This is a genomic window from Luteimonas sp. Soil_C_16 (assembly GCF_057657295.1).
In genome coordinates, this window is record NZ_JBDGIS010000001.1 from 623,094 (window position 1) to 648,992 (window position 25,899).

At 67.6% G+C, this 25,899-nt stretch carries 24 protein-coding genes; 19 read left to right on the plus strand and 5 right to left on the minus strand.

What is annotated here, in order from left to right; all coding sequences use genetic code 11:
- Position 1 precedes the first annotated feature (1 nt).
- A complete protein-coding gene (rpmH, locus tag AC3A5T_RS02770) occupies positions 2-142 on the minus strand; it encodes a 50S ribosomal protein L34 (protein ID WP_047138036.1) in 141 nt (46 codons plus the stop codon).
- 207 nt (positions 143-349) lie between these two features.
- On the opposite strand from rpmH, the gene dnaA reads away from it, so the two are divergent.
- From dnaA to AC3A5T_RS02820, 10 genes are all read left to right on the plus strand, one after another.
- Positions 350-1,687 (plus strand): chromosomal replication initiator protein DnaA, encoded by a 1,338-nt coding sequence (dnaA, locus tag AC3A5T_RS02775; RefSeq protein WP_487627436.1) that lies wholly within the window; start codon positions 350-352, stop codon positions 1,685-1,687.
- A 254-nt stretch (positions 1,688-1,941) separates the two neighbouring features.
- Positions 1,942-3,042 carry a DNA polymerase III subunit beta gene (gene dnaN / locus AC3A5T_RS02780; protein ID WP_487627258.1) on the plus strand — a complete coding sequence of 367 codons (1,101 nt, stop codon included), beginning with the start codon at positions 1,942-1,944 and terminating at the stop codon, positions 3,040-3,042.
- Positions 3,043-3,180: 138 nt separating this feature from the next.
- Complete coding sequence (recF, locus tag AC3A5T_RS02785; RefSeq protein ID WP_487627259.1) at positions 3,181-4,278, plus strand: DNA replication/repair protein RecF; 1,098 nt, start codon at positions 3,181-3,183, stop codon at positions 4,276-4,278.
- A gap of 221 nt (positions 4,279-4,499) precedes the next feature.
- A complete protein-coding gene (gene gyrB / locus AC3A5T_RS02790; RefSeq protein WP_487627260.1) occupies positions 4,500-6,938 on the plus strand; it encodes a DNA topoisomerase (ATP-hydrolyzing) subunit B in 2,439 nt (812 codons plus the stop codon).
- A gap of 108 nt (positions 6,939-7,046) precedes the next feature.
- Positions 7,047-7,856 carry a M48 family metallopeptidase gene (locus AC3A5T_RS02795; protein WP_332078767.1) on the plus strand — a complete coding sequence of 270 codons (810 nt, stop codon included), beginning with the start codon at positions 7,047-7,049 and terminating at the stop codon, positions 7,854-7,856.
- 109 nt (positions 7,857-7,965) lie between these two features.
- The gene (locus tag AC3A5T_RS02800) at positions 7,966-9,216 is read left to right on the plus strand and encodes a tetratricopeptide repeat protein (protein WP_487627261.1); all 1,251 of its coding nucleotides are present in this window, start codon (positions 7,966-7,968) and stop codon (positions 9,214-9,216) included.
- Positions 9,217-9,351: 135 nt separating this feature from the next.
- Positions 9,352-10,017 carry an energy transducer TonB gene (locus AC3A5T_RS02805; protein ID WP_487627262.1) on the plus strand — a complete coding sequence of 222 codons (666 nt, stop codon included), beginning with the start codon at positions 9,352-9,354 and terminating at the stop codon, positions 10,015-10,017.
- A gap of 100 nt (positions 10,018-10,117) precedes the next feature.
- Positions 10,118-10,867 (plus strand): MotA/TolQ/ExbB proton channel family protein, encoded by a 750-nt coding sequence (locus AC3A5T_RS02810; RefSeq protein ID WP_425497257.1) that lies wholly within the window; start codon positions 10,118-10,120, stop codon positions 10,865-10,867.
- Between the two features lie 37 nt (positions 10,868-10,904).
- Positions 10,905-11,327, plus strand: coding sequence for an ExbD/TolR family protein (locus AC3A5T_RS02815; protein WP_159681207.1), 423 nt, complete (start codon positions 10,905-10,907; stop codon positions 11,325-11,327).
- 15 nt (positions 11,328-11,342) lie between these two features.
- On the plus strand, positions 11,343-11,753 hold the full coding sequence (locus tag AC3A5T_RS02820) for an ExbD/TolR family protein (RefSeq protein WP_159681208.1): 411 nt from the start codon (positions 11,343-11,345) through the stop codon (positions 11,751-11,753).
- A gap of 247 nt (positions 11,754-12,000) precedes the next feature.
- Here the strand turns inward: AC3A5T_RS02820 and AC3A5T_RS02825 are convergent, their stop codons facing one another.
- The 3 genes from AC3A5T_RS02825 to cls form a co-directional block, all read right to left on the minus strand.
- Positions 12,001-12,762, minus strand: coding sequence for a pyridoxine 5'-phosphate synthase (locus AC3A5T_RS02825; RefSeq protein ID WP_487627263.1), 762 nt, complete (start codon positions 12,760-12,762; stop codon positions 12,001-12,003).
- A complete protein-coding gene (locus AC3A5T_RS02830) occupies positions 12,759-13,040 on the minus strand; it encodes a hypothetical protein (protein ID WP_487627264.1) in 282 nt (93 codons plus the stop codon). Before AC3A5T_RS02830 ends, AC3A5T_RS02825 begins: the two co-directional genes overlap by 4 nt.
- Before the next feature lie 360 nt (positions 13,041-13,400).
- Entirely contained in the window at positions 13,401-14,843 is a 1,443-nt protein-coding gene (gene cls / locus AC3A5T_RS02835; protein WP_487627265.1) for a cardiolipin synthase, read from the minus strand.
- 299 nt (positions 14,844-15,142) lie between these two features.
- Between cls and AC3A5T_RS02840 the strand changes: the two genes are divergently transcribed.
- The 6 genes from AC3A5T_RS02840 to AC3A5T_RS02865 all read left to right on the plus strand — a co-directional run bounded on the left by AC3A5T_RS02840 (position 15,143) and on the right by AC3A5T_RS02865 (position 21,005).
- Positions 15,143-15,664, plus strand: coding sequence for a hypothetical protein (locus AC3A5T_RS02840; protein WP_487627266.1), 522 nt, complete (start codon positions 15,143-15,145; stop codon positions 15,662-15,664).
- Entirely contained in the window at positions 15,664-16,281 is a 618-nt protein-coding gene (locus AC3A5T_RS02845) for a hypothetical protein (RefSeq protein WP_487627437.1), read from the plus strand. The genes AC3A5T_RS02840 and AC3A5T_RS02845 overlap by 1 nt, the downstream gene beginning before the upstream one ends.
- 53 nt (positions 16,282-16,334) lie before the next feature.
- A complete protein-coding gene (locus tag AC3A5T_RS02850; RefSeq protein WP_487627267.1) occupies positions 16,335-17,927 on the plus strand; it encodes an adhesin in 1,593 nt (530 codons plus the stop codon).
- 184 nt (positions 17,928-18,111) lie between these two features.
- Positions 18,112-18,807 (plus strand): C39 family peptidase, encoded by a 696-nt coding sequence (locus AC3A5T_RS02855; protein WP_487627268.1) that lies wholly within the window; start codon positions 18,112-18,114, stop codon positions 18,805-18,807.
- Between the two features lie 13 nt (positions 18,808-18,820).
- Complete coding sequence (locus tag AC3A5T_RS02860) at positions 18,821-19,579, plus strand: hypothetical protein (RefSeq protein WP_487627269.1); 759 nt, start codon at positions 18,821-18,823, stop codon at positions 19,577-19,579.
- A 37-nt stretch (positions 19,580-19,616) separates the two neighbouring features.
- Positions 19,617-21,005 carry a transporter family protein gene (locus AC3A5T_RS02865; RefSeq protein WP_487627270.1) on the plus strand — a complete coding sequence of 463 codons (1,389 nt, stop codon included), beginning with the start codon at positions 19,617-19,619 and terminating at the stop codon, positions 21,003-21,005.
- A gap of 94 nt (positions 21,006-21,099) precedes the next feature.
- Here AC3A5T_RS02865 and AC3A5T_RS02870 read toward each other — a convergent pair whose 3' ends face one another.
- Complete coding sequence (locus AC3A5T_RS02870) at positions 21,100-22,422, minus strand: sigma-54 interaction domain-containing protein (RefSeq protein WP_487627271.1); 1,323 nt, start codon at positions 22,420-22,422, stop codon at positions 21,100-21,102.
- 198 nt (positions 22,423-22,620) lie between these two features.
- On the opposite strand from AC3A5T_RS02870, the gene AC3A5T_RS02875 reads away from it, so the two are divergent.
- The 3 genes from AC3A5T_RS02875 (at position 22,621) to AC3A5T_RS02885 (ending at position 25,293) form a co-directional block, all read left to right on the plus strand.
- A complete protein-coding gene (locus tag AC3A5T_RS02875) occupies positions 22,621-23,715 on the plus strand; it encodes a PA0069 family radical SAM protein (RefSeq protein WP_487627272.1) in 1,095 nt (364 codons plus the stop codon).
- Positions 23,716-23,842: 127 nt separating this feature from the next.
- The gene (locus AC3A5T_RS02880) at positions 23,843-24,862 is read left to right on the plus strand and encodes a sensor histidine kinase (RefSeq protein ID WP_487627273.1); all 1,020 of its coding nucleotides are present in this window, start codon (positions 23,843-23,845) and stop codon (positions 24,860-24,862) included.
- A complete protein-coding gene (locus tag AC3A5T_RS02885) occupies positions 24,859-25,293 on the plus strand; it encodes a response regulator (RefSeq protein WP_332078752.1) in 435 nt (144 codons plus the stop codon). The genes AC3A5T_RS02880 and AC3A5T_RS02885 overlap by 4 nt, the downstream gene beginning before the upstream one ends.
- The last annotated feature ends 606 nt before the right edge of the window (positions 25,294-25,899 follow it).

Below are 25,899 nucleotides of genomic sequence, written 5' to 3' on the forward strand. Positions count from 1 at the left end.
TTTAGGCCGAGAGGACCTTGCGGCCCTTCGCGCGACGACGCGCGAGGATCTTGCGGCCGTCGGCCGTCGCCATGCGGGCACGGAAACCGTGGTCGCGCTTGCGCTTGAGGTTGCTGGGCTGATAGGTGCGCTTGGTAGCCATGGTCGAGCCCTTCGGGCAACGTGACGAATAGAACCGGAAATTCTAGCGGCCCGGTGCCGGACCGGTCAAGCCGGTGCGCGCGTCGGGTCTGCGGAGGCCGCGCGGGGACTGGCCGCGGGTGGCGACATGATAGTCTGCCTGCCCTTCCCCGGCGACCTTGCCGCGCACCTGCGTGGCGGCGCCCGCTTTGTCGAATTCCGCCGCATGATGGATGCCTGGCCCCGCTGCCTTCAACGCCTCGAAGCCGAGTTTCCGGTCGAGGATGTCCACACCTGGCTCAAGCCGCTGCAGGCCCACGCCGACGACCGCTCGACCGTGCTCTACGCGCCCAATGCCTTCGTCCGCGACGAAGTGCAGGCGCGCTACATGCCGCGTATCCGCGAGCTGCTGGCGCATTTCGCCGGCGTCGAGGACGTGAGCCTGCAGGTCGGCTCGCTGCCGCGTGCGGTGGCGCCGCCGTCGGCGACCACGCTGTCGGGAGGCGATGCACGCGCCCAGCCCGCGGCGCCGATCGAAGCCTTCGCCGGCAACATGGACAGTCATTACACCTTCGACAACTTCGTCGAGGGCCGCAGCAACCAGATGGGCCGCGCCGCCGCCTGGCAGGCCGCGCTCAAGCCGGGCGACCGTGCCCACAACCCGCTGCTGCTCTACGGCGGCACGGGCCTGGGCAAGACCCATCTGATGTTCGCCGCCGGCAATGCGATGCGTCAGGCCAATCCCCGTGCGCGCGTGCTGTATCTGCGTTCGGAGGAGTTCTACAGCGCGTTCTTCCGCTCGATCCAGGAAAAGACCTCGGACCAGTTCAAGCGCCAGTTCCGCCAGATCGACGCGCTGCTGATCGACGACATCCAGTTCTTCGCCGGCAAGGACCGCACCCAGGAAGAGTTCTTCCACACCTTCAACACGCTGTTCGACAGCAAGCAGCAGATCATCATGACCTGCGACCGCTATCCGCGTGAGGTGGAAGGCCTTGAGCCGCGGCTCAAGTCGCGCCTGGCCTGGGGCCTGTCGGTGGCGATCGATCCGCCCGATTTCGAGACCCGCGCGGCAATCGTGCTGGCCAAGGCCGCCGAGCGCGGCACCCAGGTGCCCGACGACGTGGCGTTCCTGCTGGCCAAGAAGATGCACTCCAACGTGCGCGACCTCGAGGGCGCGCTCAATACGCTGGCCGCGCGTGCGAACTTCATGGGCCGGGCGATCACCGTCGAGTTCGCCCAGGAGACGCTGCGCGACCTGCTGCGCGCCCAGCAGCAGGCGATCAGCATGTCCAACATCCAGAAGGTCGTGGCCGACTACTACGGCCTGCAGATCAAGGACCTGCTGTCCAAGCGCCGCACGCGCTCACTGGCGCGTCCGCGTCAGGTGGCGATGGCGCTGTCCAAGGAGCTCACCGAGCACAGCCTGCCGGAAATCGGCGAGGCCTTCGCGGGCCGCGACCACACCACCGTGCTGCACGCCTGCCGGCAGATCCGCACGCTGATCGAAAGCGACGGCAAACTCCGCGAGGACTGGGACAAGCTGATCCGTAAACTCAGCGAGTAAGCTGTGCATCGCCGGGCCCTGCACAACACGGGGACCGGAGGTGGAGAGCCTGTGGACAACTTGAGGGGTCGAAAGTTGTCCACAGCTTGATCCACCTCTCCACACTGCACTGTCCACCGGGTTTGAAGGTCGGAAAAACGTAATCGATTCAGCGGCTTGCAGTAGATACCAACTGATTTCGGCCTTACCCAGCACCACCATTTTTAGATTTATATCCTTTTTATAAAAGCACGGGACAAGGGGATAACACCGACATGCGTTTCAGTCTCCAACGCGAAACACTGCTCAAGCCGCTGGCCCAGGTCGTCAACGTCGTCGAGCGCCGCCAGACCCTGCCCGTGCTGGCCAACCTGCTGGTCCAGGTCCAGGGCGGTCAGCTGTCGTTGACCGGTACCGATCTCGAAGTCGAGATGGTGTCGCGTCGTGCGGTCGACGATGCCCAGGACGGCGAGACCACGATTCCGGCCCGCAAGCTGTTCGACATCGTTCGGGCGCTGCCCGACGGCAGCAAGGTCGTCATCTCGCAGTCCGGCGAGAAGATCACGGTGCAGGCCGGCCGCAGCCGCTTCACGCTGTCGAGCCTGCCGGCGGGCGATTTCCCGTCCGTGGACGAGGTCGAAGCCACCGACCGCATCGCGGTCCCGGAAGCGGCGCTCAAGGAGCTCATCGAGCGCACCGCGTTCGCGATGGCGCAGCAGGACGTCCGCTACTACCTCAACGGCCTGCTGTTCGATCTGGGCGATACCCGCCTGCGCTGCGTCGCCACCGACGGCCACCGCCTCGCGCTGTGCGAGACGACGCTGGACACCGCGGTCCAGACCAAGCGCCAGATCATCCTGCCGCGCAAGGGCGTGACCGAACTGCAGCGCCTGCTCGAGGGCGGCGACAAGACGCTGGAGCTGGAACTCGGCCGCAACCACCTGCGGGTCAAGCGCGACGATGTGACCTTCACCAGCAAGCTGATCGACGGCCGCTTCCCGGATTACGAGGCCGTGATTCCGATCGGCGCGGACCGCGAAGTCACGATCGACCGCGAACTGCTGCGCGCCGCGCTGCAGCGCGTGGCGATCCTGTCGAACGAGAAGTACCGCGGCGTGCGGCTGGAAGTCTCCCCGGGCACGGTGCGCATCAACGCGCACAACCCGGAGCAGGAAGAAGCACACGAGGAAGTCGAGGCCGACACCAAGGTCGACGATCTGGCGGTGGGCTTCAACGTGAATTACTTGTTGGACGCCCTGACCGCGCTGCGCGGCGAGCAGGTGATCCTCAAGCTCCGCGATGCGAATTCGTCCGCGCTGGTGCGCGAGGCGACCGACGAGCGCAGCCGTCACGTGGTAATGCCGCTGCGTCTCTGACGCCATCGGTAGACTGGGCGCCCGTCGCCCACACATGTTTCACGTGGAACACGACGCCCGGCTTGCCGGGCGTCTTCCGTTCTGGCCCGATCGCTGCTTTACGGCGGCAGGCGCCGGGATGCCACTTGCAGGACTTCCGTGCAGATCACCCGCCTCGACCTCCACAATTTACGCAATCTGCAGCCGACCTCGCTGCGGCCGGGCCCCGGCTTGAATCTGCTGCTGGGCGACAACGGCGCGGGCAAGACCAGTGTGCTGGAGGGGCTGCATCTGATGGCCTACGGACGCAGCTTTCGCGGGCGGGTGCGCGACGGCCTGGTGCAGCGCGGACGCGAGGCGGTCGAGCTTTACGCCGAATGGCGCGAGGATCCTGCGCAGCCGGACCGCATCCGCCGCGCCGGGTTGCGCCACACCGGTCAGGACTGGAGCGGCCGCCTGGATGGCGAGGACGTCGCGCAGCTCGGGGACCTGTGTGCCGCGTTGATGGTGGTGACATTCGAACCCGGCAGTCACGCCCTGATCTCCGGCAGCAGCGAGGTTCGGCGCCGGTTCCTGGACTGGGGGCTGTTCCACGTGGAACAGGACTTCCTCCAGCAATGGCGCCGGTACGCGCGCGCACTGCGGCAGCGCAACGCGTTGCTGAAGTCCGGCGCCGGTGGCTCGCAGCTCGATGCCTGGGATCACGAGCTCGCCGACGCCGCCTTGCCGCTCGATACCCGGCGCGAGGCCTATCTGCAACGGCTGCAGATCGCGGTACATGCGGTGGCCGCCGAGATCGCACCCGCGCTGGGCGCACCGGAACTGGTGTTTCTGCCCGGCTGGCGCCGCCAGGATCTGTCGCTGGCCGACGCGCTCGTCGTGGCCCGCGATCGCGACCGCGCGGCCGGCCATACCAGCGTGGGGCCGCACCGCGCCGACTGGCGGATCCGATTCGAGGACCGGCCGGAACAGTCGCTGCTGTCGCGCGGTCAGGCCAAGCAATCCGCGCTGTGCTGCCTGCTCGCGCAGGCCCGGGATTGCGCGGATCGCTTCGAAGGGCGCTGGCCGGTGATCGCGCTGGACGACCTGGCCTCCGAACTGGATCGCCATCACCAACGGCAGGTGCTGGCGTATCTGCGGGATGCGGGCGCGCAGGTGCTGATCACCGGGACCGAACGCCCCGACCACTGGCCAGAGGCAGTATTGACGGAGGCCACGACGTTCCACGTGGAACATGGCGTGGTCAGCCAGGGCTGACGGCCTGACCGAGCGCGCCAACCAATGCGCTCATGTTCCACGTGGAACATCCTGAAGCCGGTTCGAACTCCCAGTCGACATGTTGTTCCACGTGGAACACGCGCCGGAGGGCCTGGTCCAAACTGCTATAATTCCGCCCTTGCGGCCCATTCCTGCCGCGTGCGACCGGTGCTCCGGACGCCGCGCACGGACGCCGCGCTCCCGGCCAGACAGCGAACCGAATGAGCGACGAGACGATCTCCAGCGGCGCCCCCGCCAACTCCGATTACGATTCCAGCCGAATCACCGTCCTGCGTGGCCTCGAGGCCGTGCGCAAGCGTCCCGGTATGTACATCGGCGACGTGCACGACGGCACCGGTCTGCATCACATGGTCTTCGAAGTCGTCGACAACTCGATCGACGAAGCGCTGGCCGGCCACGCCGACGATATCGTGGTGACCATCCACGAAGACGGCTCGGTGTCGGTGTCCGACAACGGCCGCGGCATTCCGGTCGACATCCACAAGGAAGAAGGCATCTCGGCGGCCGAGGTCATCATGACCCAGCTGCATGCCGGCGGTAAGTTCGACGACAACAGCTACAAGGTTTCGGGCGGCCTGCACGGCGTCGGTGTTTCGGTGGTCAACGCGCTGAGCGAGAAGCTCACCCTCGACATCTGGCGCGACGGCTTCCACCACCACCAGGAATACGCGATGGGCGAAGCGGTGTCGCCGGTCGAACGCGGCGAGCCGTCGACCAAGCGCGGCACGCTGCTGCGCTTCTGGCCGGCCGTGGCGACGTTCTCCGACGTCACCTTCCACTACGACATCCTGGCCCGCCGCCTGCGCGAGCTGTCGTTCCTGAATTCCGGCGTCAAGATCAACCTCGTCGACCTGCGTGGCGACGGCCGCCGCGACCTGTTCGAGTACGAAGGCGGCATCCGCTCGTTCGTCGAACACCTGGCCCAGCTCAAGACGCCGCTGCACCCGAACGTGATCTCGGTGACCGGCGAACAGAACGGCATCACGGTCGACGTCGCCCTGCAGTGGACCGACGCGTACCAGGAAACGATGTTCTGCTTCACCAACAACATCCCGCAGAAGGATGGCGGCACCCATCTGATCGGCTTCCGCGCCGCGCTGACGCGCACGCTGACCAACTACATCGAGCGCAACGGCATCGCCAAGCAGGCCAAGGTGGCGCTGTCGGGCGACGACATGCGCGAAGGCATGATCGCGGTGCTGTCGGTCAAGGTGCCCGACCCGAGCTTCTCCTCGCAGACCAAGGAAAAGCTTGTGTCTTCCGAGGTCCGCCCGGTGGTCGAGAGCGCCTTCGGCCAGCGGCTGCAGGAATTCCTGGACGAGAATCCGAACGAAGCCCGCGCGATCGCCGGCAAGATCGTCGACGCCGCCCGTGCCCGCGAGGCTGCGCGCAAGGCGCGTGACCTGACGCGCCGCAAGGGCGCACTCGACATCGCCGGCCTGCCGGGCAAGCTGGCCGACTGCCAGGAGAAGGACCCGGCGCTGTCGGAACTGTTCATCGTCGAGGGTGACTCGGCCGGCGGCTCGGCCAAGCAGGGCCGCAACCGCAAGAACCAGGCGGTGTTGCCGCTGCGCGGCAAGATCCTGAATGTGGAGCGCGCCCGCTTCGACCGCATGCTCGCCAGCGCCGAGGTCGGCACGCTGATCACCGCGCTCGGGACCGGCATCGGCAAGGACGAATACAACCCGGACAAGCTGCGCTACCACCGCATCATCATCATGACCGACGCCGACGTGGACGGATCGCACATCCGCACGCTGCTGCTGACGTTCTTCTACCGGCAGATGCCGGAGCTGATCGAGCGCGGCTACGTCTACATCGGCCTGCCGCCGCTGTACAAGATCAAGCAGGGCAAGAACGAGCTCTACCTCAAGGACGATGCCGCGCTCGACGTCTACCTCGCCGGCAATGCCGTCGAAGGCGCCGCGCTGACGCCGGCCGCGGGCGAACCCGCGATCGAAGGCGCCGCGCTGGAGAAGCTGCTGCTGATCTTCGCCGCCGCCAAGGAGACGATCGCCCGCAACGCGCACCGCTACGATCCGGCTGTCATGGAGCTGCTGCTCGACGTCGCGCCGATCGCGTCCGGCACCGATGCCGAAATCGACACCGCATTGCGTGCGCTCGAGGCGCGTCTGAACCAGAAGGGGCTGGGACGTCCGCGCTTCAAGTTCGCGGTGCAGCCGGCCACCGAGGCACGCGGCGCCGTGCTGACCATCGACCGCCAGCACATGGGCCTCGACGTCACCCAGCTGGTGCCGCTGGCCACGCTGGAGAGCGGCGAGCTCCGCACCATCGGCGAGGCGGCGCGCGAACTGCATGGCCTGATCCGCGACGGCGCGCAGATCGTCCGCGGCAACCGCGCCCAGCCGGTGAAGTCCTTCGCCGAAGCGCAGGCCTGGTTGCTCGAGGAGGCCAAGCGCGGCCGTCAGATCCAGCGCTTCAAGGGCCTGGGTGAAATGAATCCCGAACAGCTCTGGGACACCACGGTGAACCCGGAAACCCGCCGCCTGCTGCAGGTGCGGATCGAAGACGCGGTTGCCGCGGACGAGATCTTCAGCACGCTGATGGGCGACGTCGTCGAGCCGCGCCGCGCATTCATCGACGACAACGCGCTCAAGGTCGCCAATCTCGACGTCTGAACCGTCGTGATCCGCCGCACCGTGCGCCTCCGTATGGAGGCCGCGGTTGACGGCGCGTTAATCCGTGCCGTTTTACAACACGGGTTCTTGAACAGGGGAGTCTCGTCCATGAAAACGCCCATCGCGGCGCTCGCTGCGGCTGTGTTGCTGGCCGGCTGCGCGACCACCACGTCCCCGACCGGCCGTACCCAGTACGTCGGCGCGGTCTCGCAGGCCCAGCTCAACCAGATGGGCGAGCAGGCCTTCGCCGAGACCAAGTCCCAGATGCGCGCCTCGACCGATGCGAAGCAACAGGCATACGTGCGCTGCATCGTCACCGACATCGTCCGCGAACTGCCGGCCAACTGGCAGCAGCTCAACTGGGAGTCGGTGGTCTTCGTGGACGACAACCCGAATGCGTTCGCACTGCCCGGCGGCAAGGTCGGCGTGCACACCGGCATCCTCAAGGTCGCGCAGAACCAGGACCAGCTGGCCGCCGTGATCGCGCACGAGATCGGCCACGTCTACGCGAACCATCACGACGAACGCATCACCCGCCAGATGGGCGCGCAGGGCGCGCTCGGCGTGGCGGGTGCACTGCTGGGCTCGCGCTACGGCGAAGGCGCGCAGCAGTCGGCGAACCAGCTCGGCGGCGCCGCGCTGCAGACGACCTTCCTGCTGCCCGGTACGCGCACGCAGGAAACCGAGGCCGATGTCGTCGGTCAGGACCTGATGGCCAAGGCCGGGTTTGATCCGCGCGCGGCGGTCGGCCTGTGGCAGAACATGATCGCGGCCAGCGGCGGCAGCCGTCCGCCGCAGTGGCTGTCGACGCATCCCAATCCCGAGAACCGCATCAGCGAACTGCAGACGCGTGCCGCGAGCCTCGTGCCGACCTACGAACAGGCGCAGGCCGCAGGCAAGCGTCCGCGCTGCGGCTGAGCGCGTTCACCCGCGCCTGCGCGCATCTGCGCAACCATCGGGCGATAATCGCCGTATCCAGACTCCGGCCCCCGGCGTACCGCGGGCCACCTGCCAATCGAGGTGTTCCATGTCGAAGTCCCGCATGTCCCAGCAGGCGCTCGCCGCTGCCCTGACCACCGCCCTGCTCGCGTTCGCCGCGCCGTCGATGGCGTTCGCGCAGGACGAAGGCGGCAACGATCGCAGCGAGCGCAGCAGCCGCTCCGCGCGCAGCGCCGATCGCAGCGCCGATCGCAGCGAACGCCGCAGCTCGCGTCAGGCGTCGCAGAAGGCCGAGGCGCTGTATCCCAACAGCAGCCGCCAGGAGCCGGGCGTGTCGGCCAGCCAGCGTCTGGTCAAGCAGCTCAACACACTCTCCGAAGCGAACAACGCATCCGACGCCGCCAAGGGCCTGCCGGTCGCCGACGAGATCATCGCCAACGGCAGCGCCAACACCTACGACAAGTCGATGGCGGCGCTGCTTGCCGGCCAGCTGCTCCTCAACGAGGACAACGACCGCGCGATCGCCTATCTCAACCAGGCGATCGAGACCGGTGGCCTCGACAACAACAACCACTTCCAGGCGATGCTGATCGTCGCGCAGCTGCAGGCGCAGGACGACAAGTACGCCGAAGCGCTCGCGACGCTCGACCGCTACATCACCGAGTCCGGCTCGACCGATCCCAAGGACCAGGCGCTCAAGGGCAATCTGCTGTATCGCCTCGAGCGCTACCCGGAGGCGATCGCGACGCTCAAGCCGCTGGTCGACGCGGGTGGTGAAGTCGATCCGCAGTGGCAGCAGATCCTGATGGCGTCGTACGCCGAATCGGGCAACAGCGCCGAAGCCACGCGCCTCGCCGAACAGGTCGCGCAGGCGACGCCGGGCGACAAACGTTCGCAGGTCAATCTCGCCGTCTCGTATCTGCAGACCGACCAGAACGACAAGGCGATCGAAGTGTTCGAGCGTCTGCGTGCGGCCGGTCAGCTCACCGAAGAAAGCGAGTACCGCAACCTCTACGCGCTGTATCTCAACAGCGAGAACAAGGAGCGCGAAGCGATCGCGGTGATCAACGAAGGCCTGCAGAAGAACATCCTCAAGGAGGATTACCGCACGATGGCGGCCCTCGGTCAGGCGAATTACTTCAGCGACCAGATCGAGCCGGCGATCGCCGCGTGGCGCAAGGCCGCACCGCTCGCGGAAAACGGCGATACGTACCTCAATCTCGCGCGCGTGCTGCATCAGGAAGGCCGTGCCGACGAAGCGAAGGAAGCGGCGCGTCAGGCGATCGCGAAGGGCCTGAAATCCAACACCGACGCCGAGCGCATCATCTCCGGCCGTTAAGAAAAAGTTGCCGGAATCATGGATGGTGCTGGCCACTTGGATTGGTATAAGCTTTAGGGTTCCTGCCGACCGAACAGGTTGGCAGTTCAACTTTTCCACCGGGGTTTCGACCCCGGCCTCACCAGAGTTCTCCGCATGACGCAACGCTCGACGACGACCGACAGGAACGACGAAGACGAGGGCCTGAACTGGGGCCGCATCGCCGGCTTCACGATGGTGGTCGCGTTCCACGCCGCTGCGATCATGCTGCTGCTCGCGCCCGTCAATCCGCCGAACGCCGCAGCGCAGGAAGAAGCGGCCACGCGTGTGGTGATCATCGAACCGCCGCCGCCGCCCCCGCCGCCGCCGCCGCCGCCGCCGGAGCCGCCGAAGCCGACGCCGATCAAGGAACTGACCCCGCCGCGTCCGACGCCGGTCCCGCCGCCGCCGGAAGCACCGCCGGTCGTGTTCGACGATCCGTCGCCGATGGATACGCCGGCGCCGCCGCCCGCGCCGCCGTCGCCGCCCGCACCGTCCGCCGACATCGGCGCCAGCGTCGACATCTCGTCGAAGAACATGAATCCGCCGCGTTACCCGCCTGCCGCCGCCCGCGCGCAGATCGAGGGCACGGTGATCCTGGTCATCGACGTCGACGCCAACGGCAACGTCACCAACGTGTCGGTCGAGAAGTCCAGCCGCAATCGTGACCTCGATCGCGCCGCGATCGAAGCCGCACGCAAGTGGTCGTTCCAGCCGGCCATGTCGAACGGCCAGCCGGCTGCAGGTCGCGTCCGCGTCCCGGTCGACTTCAACCTCGGCTGATCGATCCAGCTGTATCCGATACACCGGCGTTCTCCGGAACGTCGACACTTTCGCGTCAACGTTCCACTCTTCAAACCACTACATCTAGAAGGTAAGCGTCATGCTGCAGGAAACCACCAACGCCGCTGTGTCCAACGCTGCCGGTCTGGAGTCGATGGGCTTCGCTGACATGATCGAGCACATGGACGCGGTCAACTGGACCGTGCTCATCGTTCTGATCGCAATGTCGGCCATGTCGATCTTCTGGATCATTTTCAACGCCATCAAGGCTGCGCGCCTGAAGGGCAGCACCGATCGCGTGATCAACACGTTCTGGGAAACCCCGAACGCGCAGGACGCGATCCGCTTCATGGAAGAGCAGCCGAAGAGCGAGCCCTTCTCGAAGGTCGCCCTCGATGCCGCCCAGGCCGCCGCGCACCACCAGCGTCATGAAGGTTCGCGTCTGGTCGAGTCGCTGAACCGTTCGGAATTCGTCGATCGCGCCCTGCGTCAGGCCGTGACCCGCGAATCGCTGAAGCTCGAAGACGGTCTGACCGTGCTCGCCACCGTCGGTGCGACCGCGCCGTTCGTGGGTCTGCTCGGTACGGTGTGGGGCATCTACCGCGCCCTGATCCGCATCGGTGCCAGCGGCCAGGCCGACATCGGCGCAGTGGCAGGTCCGGTCGGCGAGGCGCTGATCATGACCGCCATCGGTCTGGGCGTCGCGATCCCGGCAGTGCTGGGCTACAACTTCTTCGTCCGTCTGAACCGCGGCACGAACAACAAGCTCGACACCTTCGCGCACGACCTGCACGACTTCTTCGCCACCGGTTCGCGCGTCGGCGAGACGCCGGTTCCGGCCAAGGTCTAAGAAGCGCGCACGTCAGTAGCGACAACGGAGTTCAGATATGGCTTTCAGCTCAGGTGGTGGCAACGACAAGGTCAACGCCACGATCAACATCGTCCCGCTTGTCGACGTCATGCTGGTGCTGCTGATCATCTTCATGGTCACGGCACCGCTGATGGCGCACAAAGTGCAGGTCGAGTTGCCGGAAGCTAACCTCGACGAGCGGCCGGAAACGGCACCAGGCCCGACGCCGCTGACGGTAGCGGTCACCGAAACCGGTGACATCTACCTCAACGACGAGCCGGTGACGCTCCAGCTGCTGGAGAGCGCTTTCTCGGTCGAGGCCCAGAAGACGCCGCAGCCGCCGGTCAACATCCGTGGCGACTCGACGACGAAGTACCGGACGATCAACGACGTGGTCAACACTGCACAGGCCCAGGGCATGCGCAAGGTCGGCTTCGTCGCGACGGTCGAAAACAGGTAAACCGGAGCAACACGCATGGCATTTTCATCCGGTGGCGAAGGCCCGATGGCCGACATCAACATCATTCCGCTCTGCGACGTGATGTTGGTGCTGCTGATCATCTTCATGGTGACGGCGCCGAAGGCTTCCTATCCAATCGACATCGATCTCCCGCAGCGTTCCACGACGCCGCCGGAGAATCCGGTGGAACCACCGGAGCCGATCCGGCTGCGCATCGACGGTTCGGGCCAGATCTTCTGGAACGACAGCCCGACGCCAGTCTCGGCACTGCGCAACATGATGGAGTCGGAAGTCCAGCGTGACCCGACCAATCAGCCGACGCTCGAGATCGACACCAGTGGCGACGCCGATTACGGCGTGCTGGCCAAGGTGTTGGCGGAAGCGAAGAACGCGCAGATGCAGAAGATCGGCTTCGTGCGCCAGTAATACGCAGCAAGCACCGGTGCGGGCCTGCAGCACGCGCCGGTGATCGATGCAGTGATTTGAACGCCGCCTTCGGGCGGCGTTTTTTTTGTGCGTGCCGGCATGCCGGACGTGGCGTCAACTGCGGACTCGATGGCGCCGGAGCGCGGGACGCGCGTTACATCGCAGCCGTAGCGGGCGGGCGCGCGGATCCGGCGCGCGGGGCTGCGCACAGGACGCCGCGATCAGATGCGCGGATCGAACGTCCGGATCAGACGCGCGCGGCTGCTGCCTCGGTGATCGCGAGATAACGGCGCACCGTCGTGTCCAGACCGTCGTACAGCGCCTCGCCGATCAGCGCGTGGCCGATCGAGACTTCGTCGATCCCGCCGAGCGCTGCGAGCAACGCGCCGAGGTTGGCTTGGCTGAGATCGTGACCGGCATTGACCCCGAGTCCGGCGGCGCGGGCCTGGTGCGCCGTCGTCACGAATGCGGGCAGCGCCGTCTCCGGCGTGCCCGCTTCGAAGGCTTCGGCCCACGGACCGGTGTAGAGCTCGATGCGATCGGCGCCGCTGGCGCGCGCGGCTTCGATGTCGGCGCCGGCATCGGCGAACAGACTGACGCGGCAGCCGAGTGCGTGGAATGCCGCGACCAGCGGAATCAGCGCGTCGCGCTCGCGCGCGAAATCGAAGCCGTGGTCCGACGTCAGCTGCGCATCGCCGTCGGGCACCAGGGTGACCTGTGCCGGCCGCGTTTCCTCGCACAGCGCGAGCAGCCCGGGATACCCGTCGCGCGGTGGCGCGAACGGGTTGCCTTCGATGTTGAACTCGACGGCGCGCGCTGCAGTCAGTCGCGCGAGTGCACGCACGTCGTCGGCACGGATGTGCCGCGCATCGGGTCGCGGGTGCACGGTGATGCCGTGCGCGCCGGCGTCGAGGCAGGCACGCGCCGCGCGCACGACGTCGGGATCGCGACCGCCGCGCGAATTGCGCAGCACCGCGATCTTGTTGACGTTGACGCTGAGCCGGGTCACGGCCCGGTGGGTGGCGTGCGGGCCGGCTCGTCGACCGGCGACGCGGCAGCCGCGCGGCGGGCATCGGCCTGCTCGCGCAGACGACGCAGCTCCGCCGGGTCGACCATCATCGCTTCGCTGCGGCTCTGGTTGCCGACACGCTGCGCCAGCAAGCCCAGCACACCGATCACGACGAACACGAGCGACAGCACCAGCGCGATCGCCGCGAGCGGGACCGACGTGGTGGTGAACGCGATGACGACCGCGCCGAGCGCGAGCAACAGGAACAACCAGGGCATGGGACGGGCTCCGCCTGACGTGTCCGCGAGTCTAAACCAGTCGCCGGCCGGAACCGGCGTCGGGCGCGGCGACGTGTCGACGAACGTGGCATTGGCGCGACGGGCGGCGACTTGCGGTGCGGTGTTCCACGTGGAGGTCGGCGTCGAAGCGGGCTTGCCGACTCGCAGGACGGGTGGAGCGCAACGAAACCATCGCGGATGCGTTCTCCCGTACGTCGAATGCGAGGTCGGGTTTTCCAAATGGCCGGAACACATATCCAACCGGCGTGTACCTGCGCGACACGAGGCTCGGCGAACGATGGCTTTCGCTGCGCTCGACCCATCCTGCGAAGGGCTGTCGTCCGCCCCGGAAGCGCGCGGCTACAGCAGCGGCGAACACAGCCGGGCGAGGGCTTCGGGCAGGCGCGCGCTCAGCAACGGACGGTGCCGGCCGCGCTGGACACGAGGCGCATTGGCGAACTCGCGTTCGATGTACTGGGCGAGCGCGGCGGCCATGCCGGGGTCGTCGAACAGCACCGAGACCTCGAAGTTGAGCCGGAAGCTGCGGTGGTCGAAGTTGGCACTGCCGATCAGCGCGAGATTGTCGTCGACCAGCAACGTCTTGCTGTGCAACAGGCGCGAGCGGTACTCGTAGACCTTCACGCCCGCGACAAGCAGCTGGCCGAAGTACGAGCGGGCGGCCAGTGTCACCAGCGTCGAATCGCTGGTCCTGGGCACCAGCAGGCGTACGTCGAGTCCGGCGAGCGCGGCCGAGGTCAGCGCCATCATCGCGGCCTCGCCGGGCACGAAGTACGGCGTGGTCATCCACACCCGCTGCTTCGCCGCGTGGATCGCGCCGACGTGCGCGCGATGGATGGCTTCCCAGTTGGAATCCGGACCCGAGGTGAGCACCTGGGTGCGGATCGGTCCGGCATCGGCCGGCGGCGTCTGCCGTTCGACGTCGGCGAGAAAATCGCGCCGGCCGGTGGCGTAGGCCCAGTCCTCGGCGAACACCAGCTGCAGCACGCGCACCGACTTGCCGACCAGACGCATGTGCAGATCGCGATAGGCGTCGTCGCGCAGGCGCTCGTCCTGCTCGTCGGTGATGTTCATGCCGCCGGTGTAGCCGATGCGGCCGTCGATCACGACGATCTTGCGATGTGTGCGCAGATTGGTCCACGGCCGCCGCCAGATGCGTCCGAAGCGCATGGGATGGAACCAGGCGAGTTCGCCTCCGGCATCGAGCAGCGGCGCGAAGAACTTGCGCGAGGCCTTCGAGCCGACGAAATCGAGCAGCACGCGCACGTGCACGCCGGCGCGTGCGCGCTCGACCAGTGCATCGCGCAACGCGGCGCCAGTCGTGTCGGGTTCGTAGATGTAGTACTCGAGATGCACGTGGTGTTCGGCGCGCGCGATGTCGGCGAGCAGCGCGGTGTATTTCGCGGCGCCGTCGACCAGCAGCTCGACCTGCGCCGAAGACGTCGCAGGCAATCCTGTCGTCGCCTGTCCCAGTCGCACGAGTTCGGCGGCTTCGCCCTCTTCCGCCTCGATCTGCGCGCTGCGCATCGACGCGCGGCTGTGGCTGCGGCGCAGGCGATTGCGGCGGATCTTCTGCGGCCCGAACACGTGATAGACCAGAAAGCCCACGTAGGGCAGCAGGGCAAGGCCCAGCAGCCAGCTCAGCGTCGCGACCGGCTCGCGCTTCTGCAGCACGATCCACATGCCCAGCACCACCAGATACAGCGCCCAGCCCACGGTCAGCAGCGTCACGAGATGCGGCATGGTCGCGAACCACTCCCAGGCGCGCTGCAGGTTTCCGGACATGGACGACTCGACGACGGCGCCGATCGCGCCGCGCACAGGGTAGCGGCGCCCCATGCAAAAAACGCGCAAGGTCGCAGCGCTGTGACCTGTCACATCCGGGTGTCGCATCCGTGTGACACCCGCGCAGCCGCGTCGTGGCGCGGTTGGAGGCGTTCGACGGTCGATCCACCTGTAACAGGCGGCAACGGCCAGCGACGCGCGCGAACGCGCGAATGATCACAAGTGATTGATCAAAAAGGACAAAAAGACTTGGCACGCGCTCTGCGTTGACTCCCTCGCTGAAGAACCGGGGAGCCGACATGCGCCAGCCAATCCAGACGGGCCTGATCCTGCTGCTGCCGTGCCTCGCACTGGCCGCCGGCCCCGTGCATGCCGCCGGCGCGCGGGCGGGCGTGCAGCCGACGCCCGGCGAGATGGTGTTGCTGCGCGACGTCAGCGCCCGCCATGCGGTGCGCCAGGCGCCTCCGGGCATCGGCCTGATCGTGGACCCGACTCCGAACCGGCAGCTGATGCCGTCGCTGCCGGGCGGTGAACTGAGCGATGCCGACTTCCTCGCGCTCGACACCGGCCACCAGGTGCAGGGCGCGATGCGCGGCAACGGCGGCATCGCCGCGCCGGTGACCCAAGTGTTGACCGGGACGCTGGGCGGCGGCGCGAATGCACGCGACGCCAGTGGCGTGCAGGGGGCCGGTACGCTGGGTGCGGCCACCGGCGGCGTCTCGGGCATGGTCACCGGCGCAACCCGCGGTATCGGCAGCCAGATCACCGGCGCGCTGTCGCAGATGCCCTTCGCCCAGCCGGCGAATGGAGGCGGGCCGTGATCCGCATCGCCGCCTGCCTCGCGCTGGGCCTGCTCGCCGCGGTGCCGGTGTTCGCCGCCGACGACTACCCGGCGATGCTCGGCTACCTCACGCAATCGCGCGTGGACGGCAACGCGTTCACCGGCGCGTCCGGCGCGATCGCGATCAACCTCGCCGCCGGCGATCTCAACCAGCAGGCGAACCTGCGCGCGATCGCGGTCGGCACGCATGCGATCGCCGATGTCGACGCGCGCCAGTCGCGCCGTCGCGACTTCGCCACGACACCCGAGACGGCCACGGCCGTGATTGCCGGCAACGCGCTTGCGGGCGCCTCGGGCATCGCATCGATCAATCAGGCCAGTGGGGCCGGCAACGCGTCGTTCAACGCGGTGTCGCTCGCGCTGGCGCAACAGGGCATACGCGAAAGCGACGACGACAGTTCGCTGTCGGCGGCGTTCGCGTCGGCGGGGCAACAGCACGGTTTCGAACACGGGGGCGCGACATCGAATCGTCGCGTGGCGTCCGTCGAGTCCACTGCGCTGCAGGGCTTCGAAGGTGTGTTGCAGCTCAACCAGGTCGCGGGATCCGGGAACGACACCGGCAACACGCTGGCGATGTCGATCCAGGCGGGGCCGTGACCGGGCACTTCAACGGGAACTCCACGAGAGCAGACGAGAGAGAGATCACAGACATGAAGACCATCAAGACCACCCTGCTGGCGATTGCCGTCAGCGCTGCCGGTGTCGGTACGGCCCAGGCGCAGACCTACTACGACTGGACCGTCATCGATCACGACATCACTGTCGACGACACGCGCAACTACGAGACCAACGTCGACGACACGCGCAATTACGAAACCAACGTCACCAACCGCAACACCGAGGTCAACACCACGGTCAACCAGACGCAGGACTGGACCCAGACTGTCAACCAGACGGTCGACCAGAGCCTGACGGAAACCGTGGACCGCAGCCTCACCGAGTCCTACGACATCAGCGTCAACGACTCGTTCAACCGCGAGGTCAACCAGCAGGTCGACCAGAGCCTCGACGAGGCCCATCGCATCCGCACCAACCAGGTGTACGAGAACATCGATCGCACCGAGAACGTGAGCTCCGACGTCCGTCGCGAGCGCAACGAACACGGCGTGTCGGTGAACCTCGAGAAGGATCTGTCGCTGAGCTCGGACATCGCCTTCACCGGCGACCCGACCATCACCGGCAACATCGATCTCGACTCGGCCGCGATCGCCGTCGTCGACAACCGCCAGTCGGTCAGCGGCAACCTCGGCGCCAACGAAGTGCTCGAGAACACCGCCAGCATCGCAGACGACGTGGGGTCGGAAGCCTCGGGCAACCTGCTGTTCAACGTCGCCGCGGGCGACAACAACGTGCAGGACAACGCCGCGGCGCTGTCGGCTGCCGACGCGGGCTTCGCGTTCGGTCTCGCCGATGCCGAAGTGTTCGTGAACCAGTCCGGTTCGCAGAACATCACGATGAACGAGGGCGTGACCAACGCGGCCAGCCTCGGCGGCAACGCGTTCTCGGCGGCGACCGGCAACATCGGCGTCAACATCGCCTCGGGCAACAACAACGCGCAGAAGAACGCGATGGCCGCCTCGGTCGCCACCGCCGCCTATGCGCAGGCCAGCGTCAGCTCCAACCAGGCGTCGTCGGGCAACATGACCTCGAACGCCGGCAGCTACGAGTCCTTCACCGACAGCACCGAAATGACGATGAGCGGCACGCTCAGCGGCGGCTCGATCGCGGTGGGTTACGGCGGCTACGAAGGTTCGACGAGCGGCACCACCGAGTCGCGCGGCAACGCCTACCAGCAATCGAACTTCTACGCCGACATGTGGCAGGGCGAGGAACATCCGCAGGGTCCGTCGATCGGCCATGCGGACTTCGACAACGACTCGCAGGGTGCGGTCAACAACCCGTACCGCGGTTCGGATGAGTTCGGCGAGATCGGCGGCCTTGCGTTCGATACCGACTCGGAAGGCTCCTACGAGGGTTCCGAGTCCGGCGAACTGGCCTTCATCGAATTGGGCTACACCGAGCTGGAAGCGTCGCTCAGCGGCGAGATCAGCACGACCCAGTGGGTGTCGGTTGCGGCAACCAACGATGCCAGCCTGTCGGGCAGCGCCTTCAGCGCGGCGTCGGGCAACATCGGTGTGAACGTGGCGGCGGGTACCGGCAATCTGCAGGCGAACAGCCTGTCGATGGCGGTCGCGCAGCCTGGCGCAGCGGCCCCGCCTCCGGGCGGTGGTGGCGGCGAGTAAGCGCCCACGAGGTGTGACGTCCGGTCTGCCCCCAGACCGGGCTTCTCCCGGAAGCCCCGCGCCACATGCCCCGTGGCGCGGGGCCTTCCTTACGAAGGTCGTGGCTTCCATTGCCGGAGGCTGGTGTCAGGTCCGGCAATGGAAGACACGCGATGCGCGCAACGCGCATCAGGAGTCCAACGCAATGATCCGCAGTCTCTCCGGCATCGCAGTGGCCTTGCTCGCGATGGCCAGCCCCGTGCGGGCGGCCGACGTGGCCTTCCAGGGCATCCTGCCCAATGGCGCGGTGATGCCGGTCAACGTGGAAAGCATGCGCGAGGCGCGCTACCGCAACATCGTGCGCCAGCACACCGATTACAGCTGTGGCGCTGCCGCACTGGCGACAGTGCTCAAGTTCGCCTACCGGCTCGACGTCGACGAGGCGACGGTCATCGAAGGGATGATGGGCCTGGCCGATCCGGCGGTGGTGCAGTCCCGCGGCTTCTCGTTGCTGGACATCAAGCGCTATGTGGAATCGCTGGGCATGCGCGGCCGCGGCTACCGCATCGAGGAAGACCGCCTGCGCGCCTTGCGCGTGCCGGGCCTGGTGCTGATGGACGTGCGTGGCTTCCGCCACTTCGTCGTGCTCAAGCAGGTCAGTGGCGAGTACGCGGAAGTCGCCGATCCGATCCTCGGCAACCGCAGTGTGCCGATGGCGGAGTTTCTCGAATCGTGGCCGTCGCGGGCCATTTTTATCGTCATAGGCAGTGACTTCGACCGTTCGACCGCGCTGCTGCAGCCGGTCGAGCGCCCGAGCGCGAAGCGGCTGTTCGCGCGTCAGGGACCGGTGACCGATGCCGAGCTGCTGGATTTCGGCTTCAGCCACGCGGACCTGTTCTGAGAGGAGACACGAGATGCGCAACTACACGACATGGCTGGTGGCCATCGCCCTGGGCGCGAGCGTCGCGCCAGCGTGGTCCAGCGACGACACGACGACGCACGCCAGCGGCCTGCGCGAGATTCCCGACAGCGAGCTCGGCGCGATGCGCGGCCGCTACATCGTCGGCGACAACCGCGTCGCCTGGTTCGGCGTGACCATGGTGTCGAACTGGGTCACCAGCGCCGGCCAATCGATCCAGAGCGCGGTGAAACTGGGCTTCGACCTGCGCGGCGCGAAGCCGGAAGTCAGCTTCCAGCCCAGCGTCACTATCACCGAACAGACGCCGGCCTTGGCCGCGGCCGCCGGCACCGGCGACGTGGATGCCTCAGGCCTCGCCAATGTCGGCGGTCTGGTGCAGAGCGTGCAGGTCGCCGGCGACGGCAACATCGCGCGCAACGGCATGTCGCTGCAGGTGCGCGAGGGCGACGTGCCCGTCGCGGCTGCGAATGCCGCCAGCACGACGGTCGCCGACATGACGCTCAATGGCGCGCATGCACGGGCGTCGCTCGAGGACGGCGGCGCAAGGATCCTGCTGCAGGTAGCCGGTCAGGGCGCGGCCGAGCAATGGATCGACGCCCGTTCGATCGGCCAGAGCATCCAGCTCGCCGGCAACGGCCAGGCAGTCGGCAACCAGTTGCAGCTGGATCTCGTGCGCCAGTCGGTGCCGTCCAGCCAGACCATCCACCAGAACCTGGTCCAGGCCATCGGCATGACACGTGCCGGCGGCATCTGAGGCAGGCACACACACGCGTCGATGCGGGAGGGGCACCTTGAAATCGACACCGACACGCACGCGACGGCCATTGGCCATCGCGCTGGGACTGGCACTGCTGTGCCCGTCGATCGGCATAGCGCAGAACGCCGGGCAGATCACTGCCGAGGACCGCGCGCGCATGCAGCAACTGCTGCAGGAACTGCAGTCGCTGAAGCAGGACTACGCGCAGGAAGTGCGCCGGCTGCGCGAACTGGACATGCAGATCCAGGCGCTGCAGTCGCGCGTCGCGGGCGTCGCACCGGCCATCGCAGCGCGTGACGCGCCGCAGATGGCGGCGCAACCAGTCGCACCTGCGCCGGTGTCGTCGACGCCATCGTCCAGTCCGCCGCCGCTGCCTGCCAATGCAGCTGCGGCGCCGGCATCGCGCGGTGACGAAGGCTATGCCAGCACCGCCGAAGATGCGCAGCGCGCCCAGGACACCGATTCGCGCAGCGTCGCCGACGTCAAACAGCAGAGCACGGCGCTGTTCAATCGCCGGCTCACGCTCGAGAACGGCATCAGCTACAACCGCTACGACCGCAGGCAGGTCACGCTCAACGGCTTCCTCGCCCTGGACGCGATCTTTCTCGGCAACATCGCGATCGAGAACGTCGAATCCGACACGGTGAACTACAACTTCGCCGCACGCTGGGGCGTGAGTCCGCGTCTGAGCCTCAATCTCGACGTGCCGTACATCGCACGCAAGACCGTCTATCAGAAGGGCGGCGCCGGCGGCGCGGCGGCCGCGATCGCGCAGGAAGAAACCGACGGCCACGGCCTGGGTGACATCAGCGCAAGCGCGAACTGGAAACTGTTCGGCGAACGCGGCGCGTGGCCGGAAACCGTGCTCAACGTCGGCGTCACCGCGCCAACCGGCCGCGAGCCCTACGGCATTCCGTGGCGCGTGCTCGAACGCGACTCCGACAACTTCATCCGCTTCGCGGTGCCCGAGGAACAACCCACCGGCAACGGCCTGTGGCAGGCGACCGTGGGCCTGTCGGCGGTCAAGACCACCGACCCGGCCATCCTGTTCGGCAACATCGGTTACGTGCGTTCGTTCGCGAAGGATTTCGGCGATCTCGACAACAATCCCGACACGACCAATCCCGGCCGCGTGCGCCTGGGCGATGCCTACTACTTCGGCGCCGGCGTCGCGTTCGCGTTCAACGAGCGCACCAGCCTGAGCATCTCCTTCAGCGATCGCCTCAACGCGCGCGCGCGCACGCGCTACGAGGGCGCCGACTGGATGAAGCTGATCGGCAGTGATGCGAATGCCGCGACGATGAGCCTGGGCGTCACGCACGCGATGACACCCAACGCGACCTTCGTCGGCGTGCTCGGCATCGGCCTGACCCCGGACGCACCGGATTTCAATCTGACGGTGAAGGTGCCCTACGCGCTGTAGCGGCGTCTGTGGGCGCGCGCTTGCGCGCGATGGGGCTTCGGCGGTGGCGCCACATCGCGCGCAAGCGCGCGCCCGAACGACCGCCGCAAGACCCTCAGCGGAACGCCTCGAGCGAGACGCCGTGCTTGCGGCACAGCCGGTAGATCGTCACCCGCGACACGCTGAGCCGGCGCGCGCTGGCGCTGACGTTGCAACCGGTCGCGCGCAAGGCGTCGAGCAGCGCATCGCGTTCGGTACGGTCGCGGTGATGATCGAGCGCGACGACCTGTGCATTCGAGTGTCCGAGCTGCAGATCCGCCGGTTCGATCAGCGTGTGCTCGGCGACCACCGCGGCGCGGCGCACGCGATTGAGCAGTTCGCGCACATTGCCCGGCCATGCGTGCTGGCGCAGGCATTGCCGCGCGGCCGCGCTGAAGCCGCGCGCCTGTACCGCATGGCCCGCGCGGAATTCGTCGAGGAACTGGCGCGCGAGCAGTTCGACATCGGCGCCGCGCGCACGCAGCGGCGGCAGCTGCAGCCGCAACACGTCGAGGCGGTAGTACAGGTCCTGGCGGAACCGCCCCGCGGCGATCGCCGCTTCCAGATCGACGTGCGTCGCGGCGAGCACGCGCACGTCGACGCGGATCGCGTGATTGCTGCCGACGCGTTCGATCGTGCCTTCCTGCAGCACGCGCAGCAGGTTGGTCTGCGCATCGAGCGGCAGATCGCCGATCTCGTCGAGGAACACGGTGCCGCCGTCCGCCGATTCGAACAGGCCCATGCGCCGCGTCGCCGCGCCGGTAAACGCGCCGCGCTCGTGGCCGAACAGCTCCGACTGCACCAGCGTCGGCGAGATCGCGCCGCAGTTCATCGCCACGAACGGGCGCGTGCGCCGCCCGGACAGATCGTGCAATGCGTGCGCCGCGAGTTCTTTGCCGGTACCGGACTCGCCGGTGATCAGCACCGGCAGTTCGACGTCGGCATAGCGGTGCAGCAGGGCGCGCACGCCGAGCATCACCGCGCTCTCGCCGCCCACGCTGGCGATGTCGCGCCGCGGGCTGGCCAGCAGGGTCGCCAGCGCGGCATCGAGGGTCTGCGGGTCGAGCGGCTGCGGCAGGCGGCCGCCACAGCGGGCGAGGATCCGCTGGCAGGCGGGATCGCCCAGGTCGGTGGTGTCGTCGGCGAGCGCGAGGCTCGGCAGGTCGGCGTGCTCGGCCAGGATGGCTTCGAGCGCGGCGAGGTGCGTGACATCGGCACCGCGCAGGTCGACGACCGCGATCACCAGATCGCCACCGCGCATGCCGACCTGCACGCTGGTGTCGGGGCGCGCCACGCGCAGGTGCCAGCCACTGGCCGCGAACACGGCTTCGTCGCGTGCACTGGGTCGTCCGAACCAGACCGCGCAGCGCTGGACGCGCGGCGCCGTCATCGACGCCATGACGCGGCACCGTACGGACGTGCGGACGGACCGGCCAGTGCCGGCACGAAACGGTCAGACATGCCCCCTCTCCATTCGATGCCCCGAGTGTCAGTCCGGACCAACGCCGGGAGCGTCCGCAGGCGGACATCGCGCGCGTGCGCATTCACACGGGGCCGGGTCGCAGGGGCTGAGACGCCCGACGGTCACACTGCCGGCATGAGTTCGCGTGCGCCGCCCCCCGTTCCCGTCGCCCTGAAGGGCCGCGGCAGCGCGTCCTGGGTCGCCGGGCGGTTCGAGAAACGCTCGGCGACCGCCGAGGACGACGGCTGGGACGCCTTGCAACACCTGCAGGACGAGGCGATCTCGCCGGCCACCGTCGTCACCGAGGAGCGCGCGCGCAGCATCGTCAGCCGCAACACTTCGCCCGACATCAGCTTCTCGCAATCGGTGAATCCGTATCGGGGCTGCGAACATGGCTGCGTCTACTGCTTCGCCCGGCCCTCGCACGCCTATCTGGACCTGTCGCCCGGGCTGGATTTCGAGACGCGGCTGTTTGCCAAGACCAATGCCGCCGAGCGCCTGCGCGCCGAGTTCGCCCGCCCCGGCTACGTGTGCTCGCCGATCGCGCTGGGCATCAACACCGACGGCTATCAGCCCATCGAACGCCGTTACGGGCTGACCCGGTCGCTGATCGAGGTCATGGCCGAGGCCCGGCACCCCTTCAGCATCGTCACCAAGAGCGCCAACGTGGTGCGCGACCTCGACCTGCTGGCGCCGATGGCGGCCGACGGCCTGGTGACCGTGCATTTCTCGGTGACTTCGCTGGACAACCGGCTGTCGGCGCGGATGGAACCGCGCGCCGCGGCGCCGCACGCGCGGCTGCGGGCGATGCGCACACTGGCCGAAGCCGGCGTGCCGGTGGGCGTGATCGTCGCCCCGGTGGTGCCGATGATCTCGGACTGCGAACTCGAGGCGATCCTCGAGGCCGCCCGCGAGGCCGGCGCCGCCAGTGCGGGCTATGTGCTGCTGCGGCTGCCGAACGAACTCAAGGCGGTCTGGCGCGAGTGGCTGCAGCTACACTACCCCGAGCGCGCCGCCCACGTCATGAGCCTGTTGCAGCAGCTGCACGGCGGCCGCGACTACGACAGCACCTTCGGCTATCGCATGCGCGGGCAAGGGCCGTTCGCCGATCTGATCGCCGCGCGCTTCGCCCGGGCGCGGCGCACGCTCGGCTTCGCCCGCCTGCCGCCGCTGCGGACCGATCTGTTCGTGCCCCTGCGGGCGGCCTCGCCCCAAGGCGAGCTGTTCTAGGGCGCATTCACCCGGCCTGCACCTCGCATCGACGCCGGCTTCTCCTACACTGCGCGGTCCCTTCGAAGCCTCCATCGCAATGTCCGATGCCGCGCCCCTGCGGAACGCCCCCGACGCGGGCGCCTCCGTGGACCTGATCGACCAGCTGCCGAACGGCCTCGCCGTGCTCGCGGCGGACGGCATCTGGCTGCGAGCGAATGCGGCGCTGGGGGACATCTGGGGCGTCGCGCCCGGCGCACTGGTCGGCCATGCCGCGCATCGCGAGCGCCTGTCCAGTCTCGCCGCGCGCATCGATGCGGCGCTGGCCCGGCTGCCCGCCGCCGACGACACCCTGCGCGATGTCTCCGTTCCCGATGAGGCGACCGGCCGCCATCTGCGACTGACCCTGCGCCCGCTGGCCGATGGCACCGCGCTGCTGCAGCTGCACGACGACACCGCGCTGAAGACGCTCGAAGCCCAGCAGGAGACCCTGGCCTTCGGCATCTCGCACGAACTGCGCGCCCCGGTGCGCGCGATCGAACAGTTCGCGCGCCGCCTGCTGGCCCAGGATGGCACGGCCGATCCGCAGACCGCCCGCGACCACCTGCAACGCATCCAGCACGCCTCCGGCCACGCCGGCGGCCTGATCGACGCCCTGCTCGAGACCATGCGCGCCTCGCGTTCGCCGCGTGCGGCGGCGGCCGTCGACATCAGCCTGCTCGGCGACTGGATCTGCGCCGAACTGCAGGACACCGACCCGGGCCGCGCCGCCGAGATCCACATCGCGCCGGACCTGTGGGCCTGGGGCGACGAACACGCGCTCAAGCAGCTGCTCGGCAAGCTGCTGCACAACGCCTGGAAGTTCTCCGCGCAGCGCAACACCGTACGCATCACGCTCGACGGCGAACGCGTCGGCGACCGCCTGCAGCTGCGCCTGCGCGACGCCGGGCGCGGTTTCGACATGCGCTATGCTGAACGACTGTTCGTGCCGTTCAGGCGCCTGCACAGCGCCGACGACGGGGCCGGACATGGCCTCGGCCTGGCCATCGCCCAGCAGCTGGCGCGGGCGCAGGGCGGACACATCCGCGTGGAATCGGAACCGGACGCCGGCACCACCTTCTTCATCGAACTGCCGGCGGTGCCGGACGAGGACGCCCCCGCGCCATGAGCGACCACACGATCCTGCTGATCGAAGACAACCCCGACGACGCCGAGCTGACCCGCATCGCCTTCGCCGAAGCCGCCATCGACAGCCAGCTGGTCGTGGTCGGCGACGGCGCCGAAGCGCTCGACTACCTGTTCGCACAGGGCAAGTACGCGGCGCGCGACGCGGCCGACCTGCCGTCTATCGTGCTGCTCGATCTCAACCTGCCCAAGCTCGACGGCCGCGAAGTCCTGCAGGCCCTGCGCGCCAACCCCGCGACCCGCGGCCTGCCGGTTGTGGTGCTGACCACCAGCACCGAGCCCTTCGACGTCGAAGCCAGCTACGCGCTGGGCGTCAACAGCTACATCCGCAAGCCGGTGGACTTCCAGAAGTTCGTCGAGGTGGTGAAGCAGATCGGGCTCTACTGGCTGGTGTTGAATCACCCGAGGGGTTGATTGAGGTTCTGGGGTTTTGACCGTTGAGGCGGTCGGCCTCAGCTGAGGTAGGCAACGTATCGCTCTCACTACGTGTTCCGTGCGCCATTGGAGCGTGCGCAGACAGGACGCGATGTCTGCTTTCGCCATGCTTGTGCTTTTCGCCTTGCTTTGGCCTGGCTCTTGATCTCAATCGAGCCGTAGAGCGAGCCGAGCATCGCAGGGCGACGGGGTCGAAGAGCAGCCCATGTCTGAGCGTAGTGAGTTTGGGCTGCGTGCCCCGTCGCCCGAGAAGCGCAGGGGACCGCCGCGGCTGTATCGCGGCGGATCGCGTCCGGCGAAGACGGTTTTGCTTACTTTTGCCAAGACAAAAGTAAGCCGCGCGACAGCGCGGAAGCCCTGTTTTTGATCTTGGCTTTTGACTTTGATTCGTTTCTCTCATGCCGGAGCGACAAGCAAAAAAAGCGCGAGCAAGTGCACGGCTTTCGCCCGCTGCGCGTGCGAGTCCCTTTTGGATGGACCCAAAAGGAACCAAAAGGTCCCTTCGCCGGACGCGAGCCGACGCGATGGAGCCGCGTCGGTGCCCTCCGCTCCTCGCCTGACGCGGCACGCAGCCCAAACTCGCTA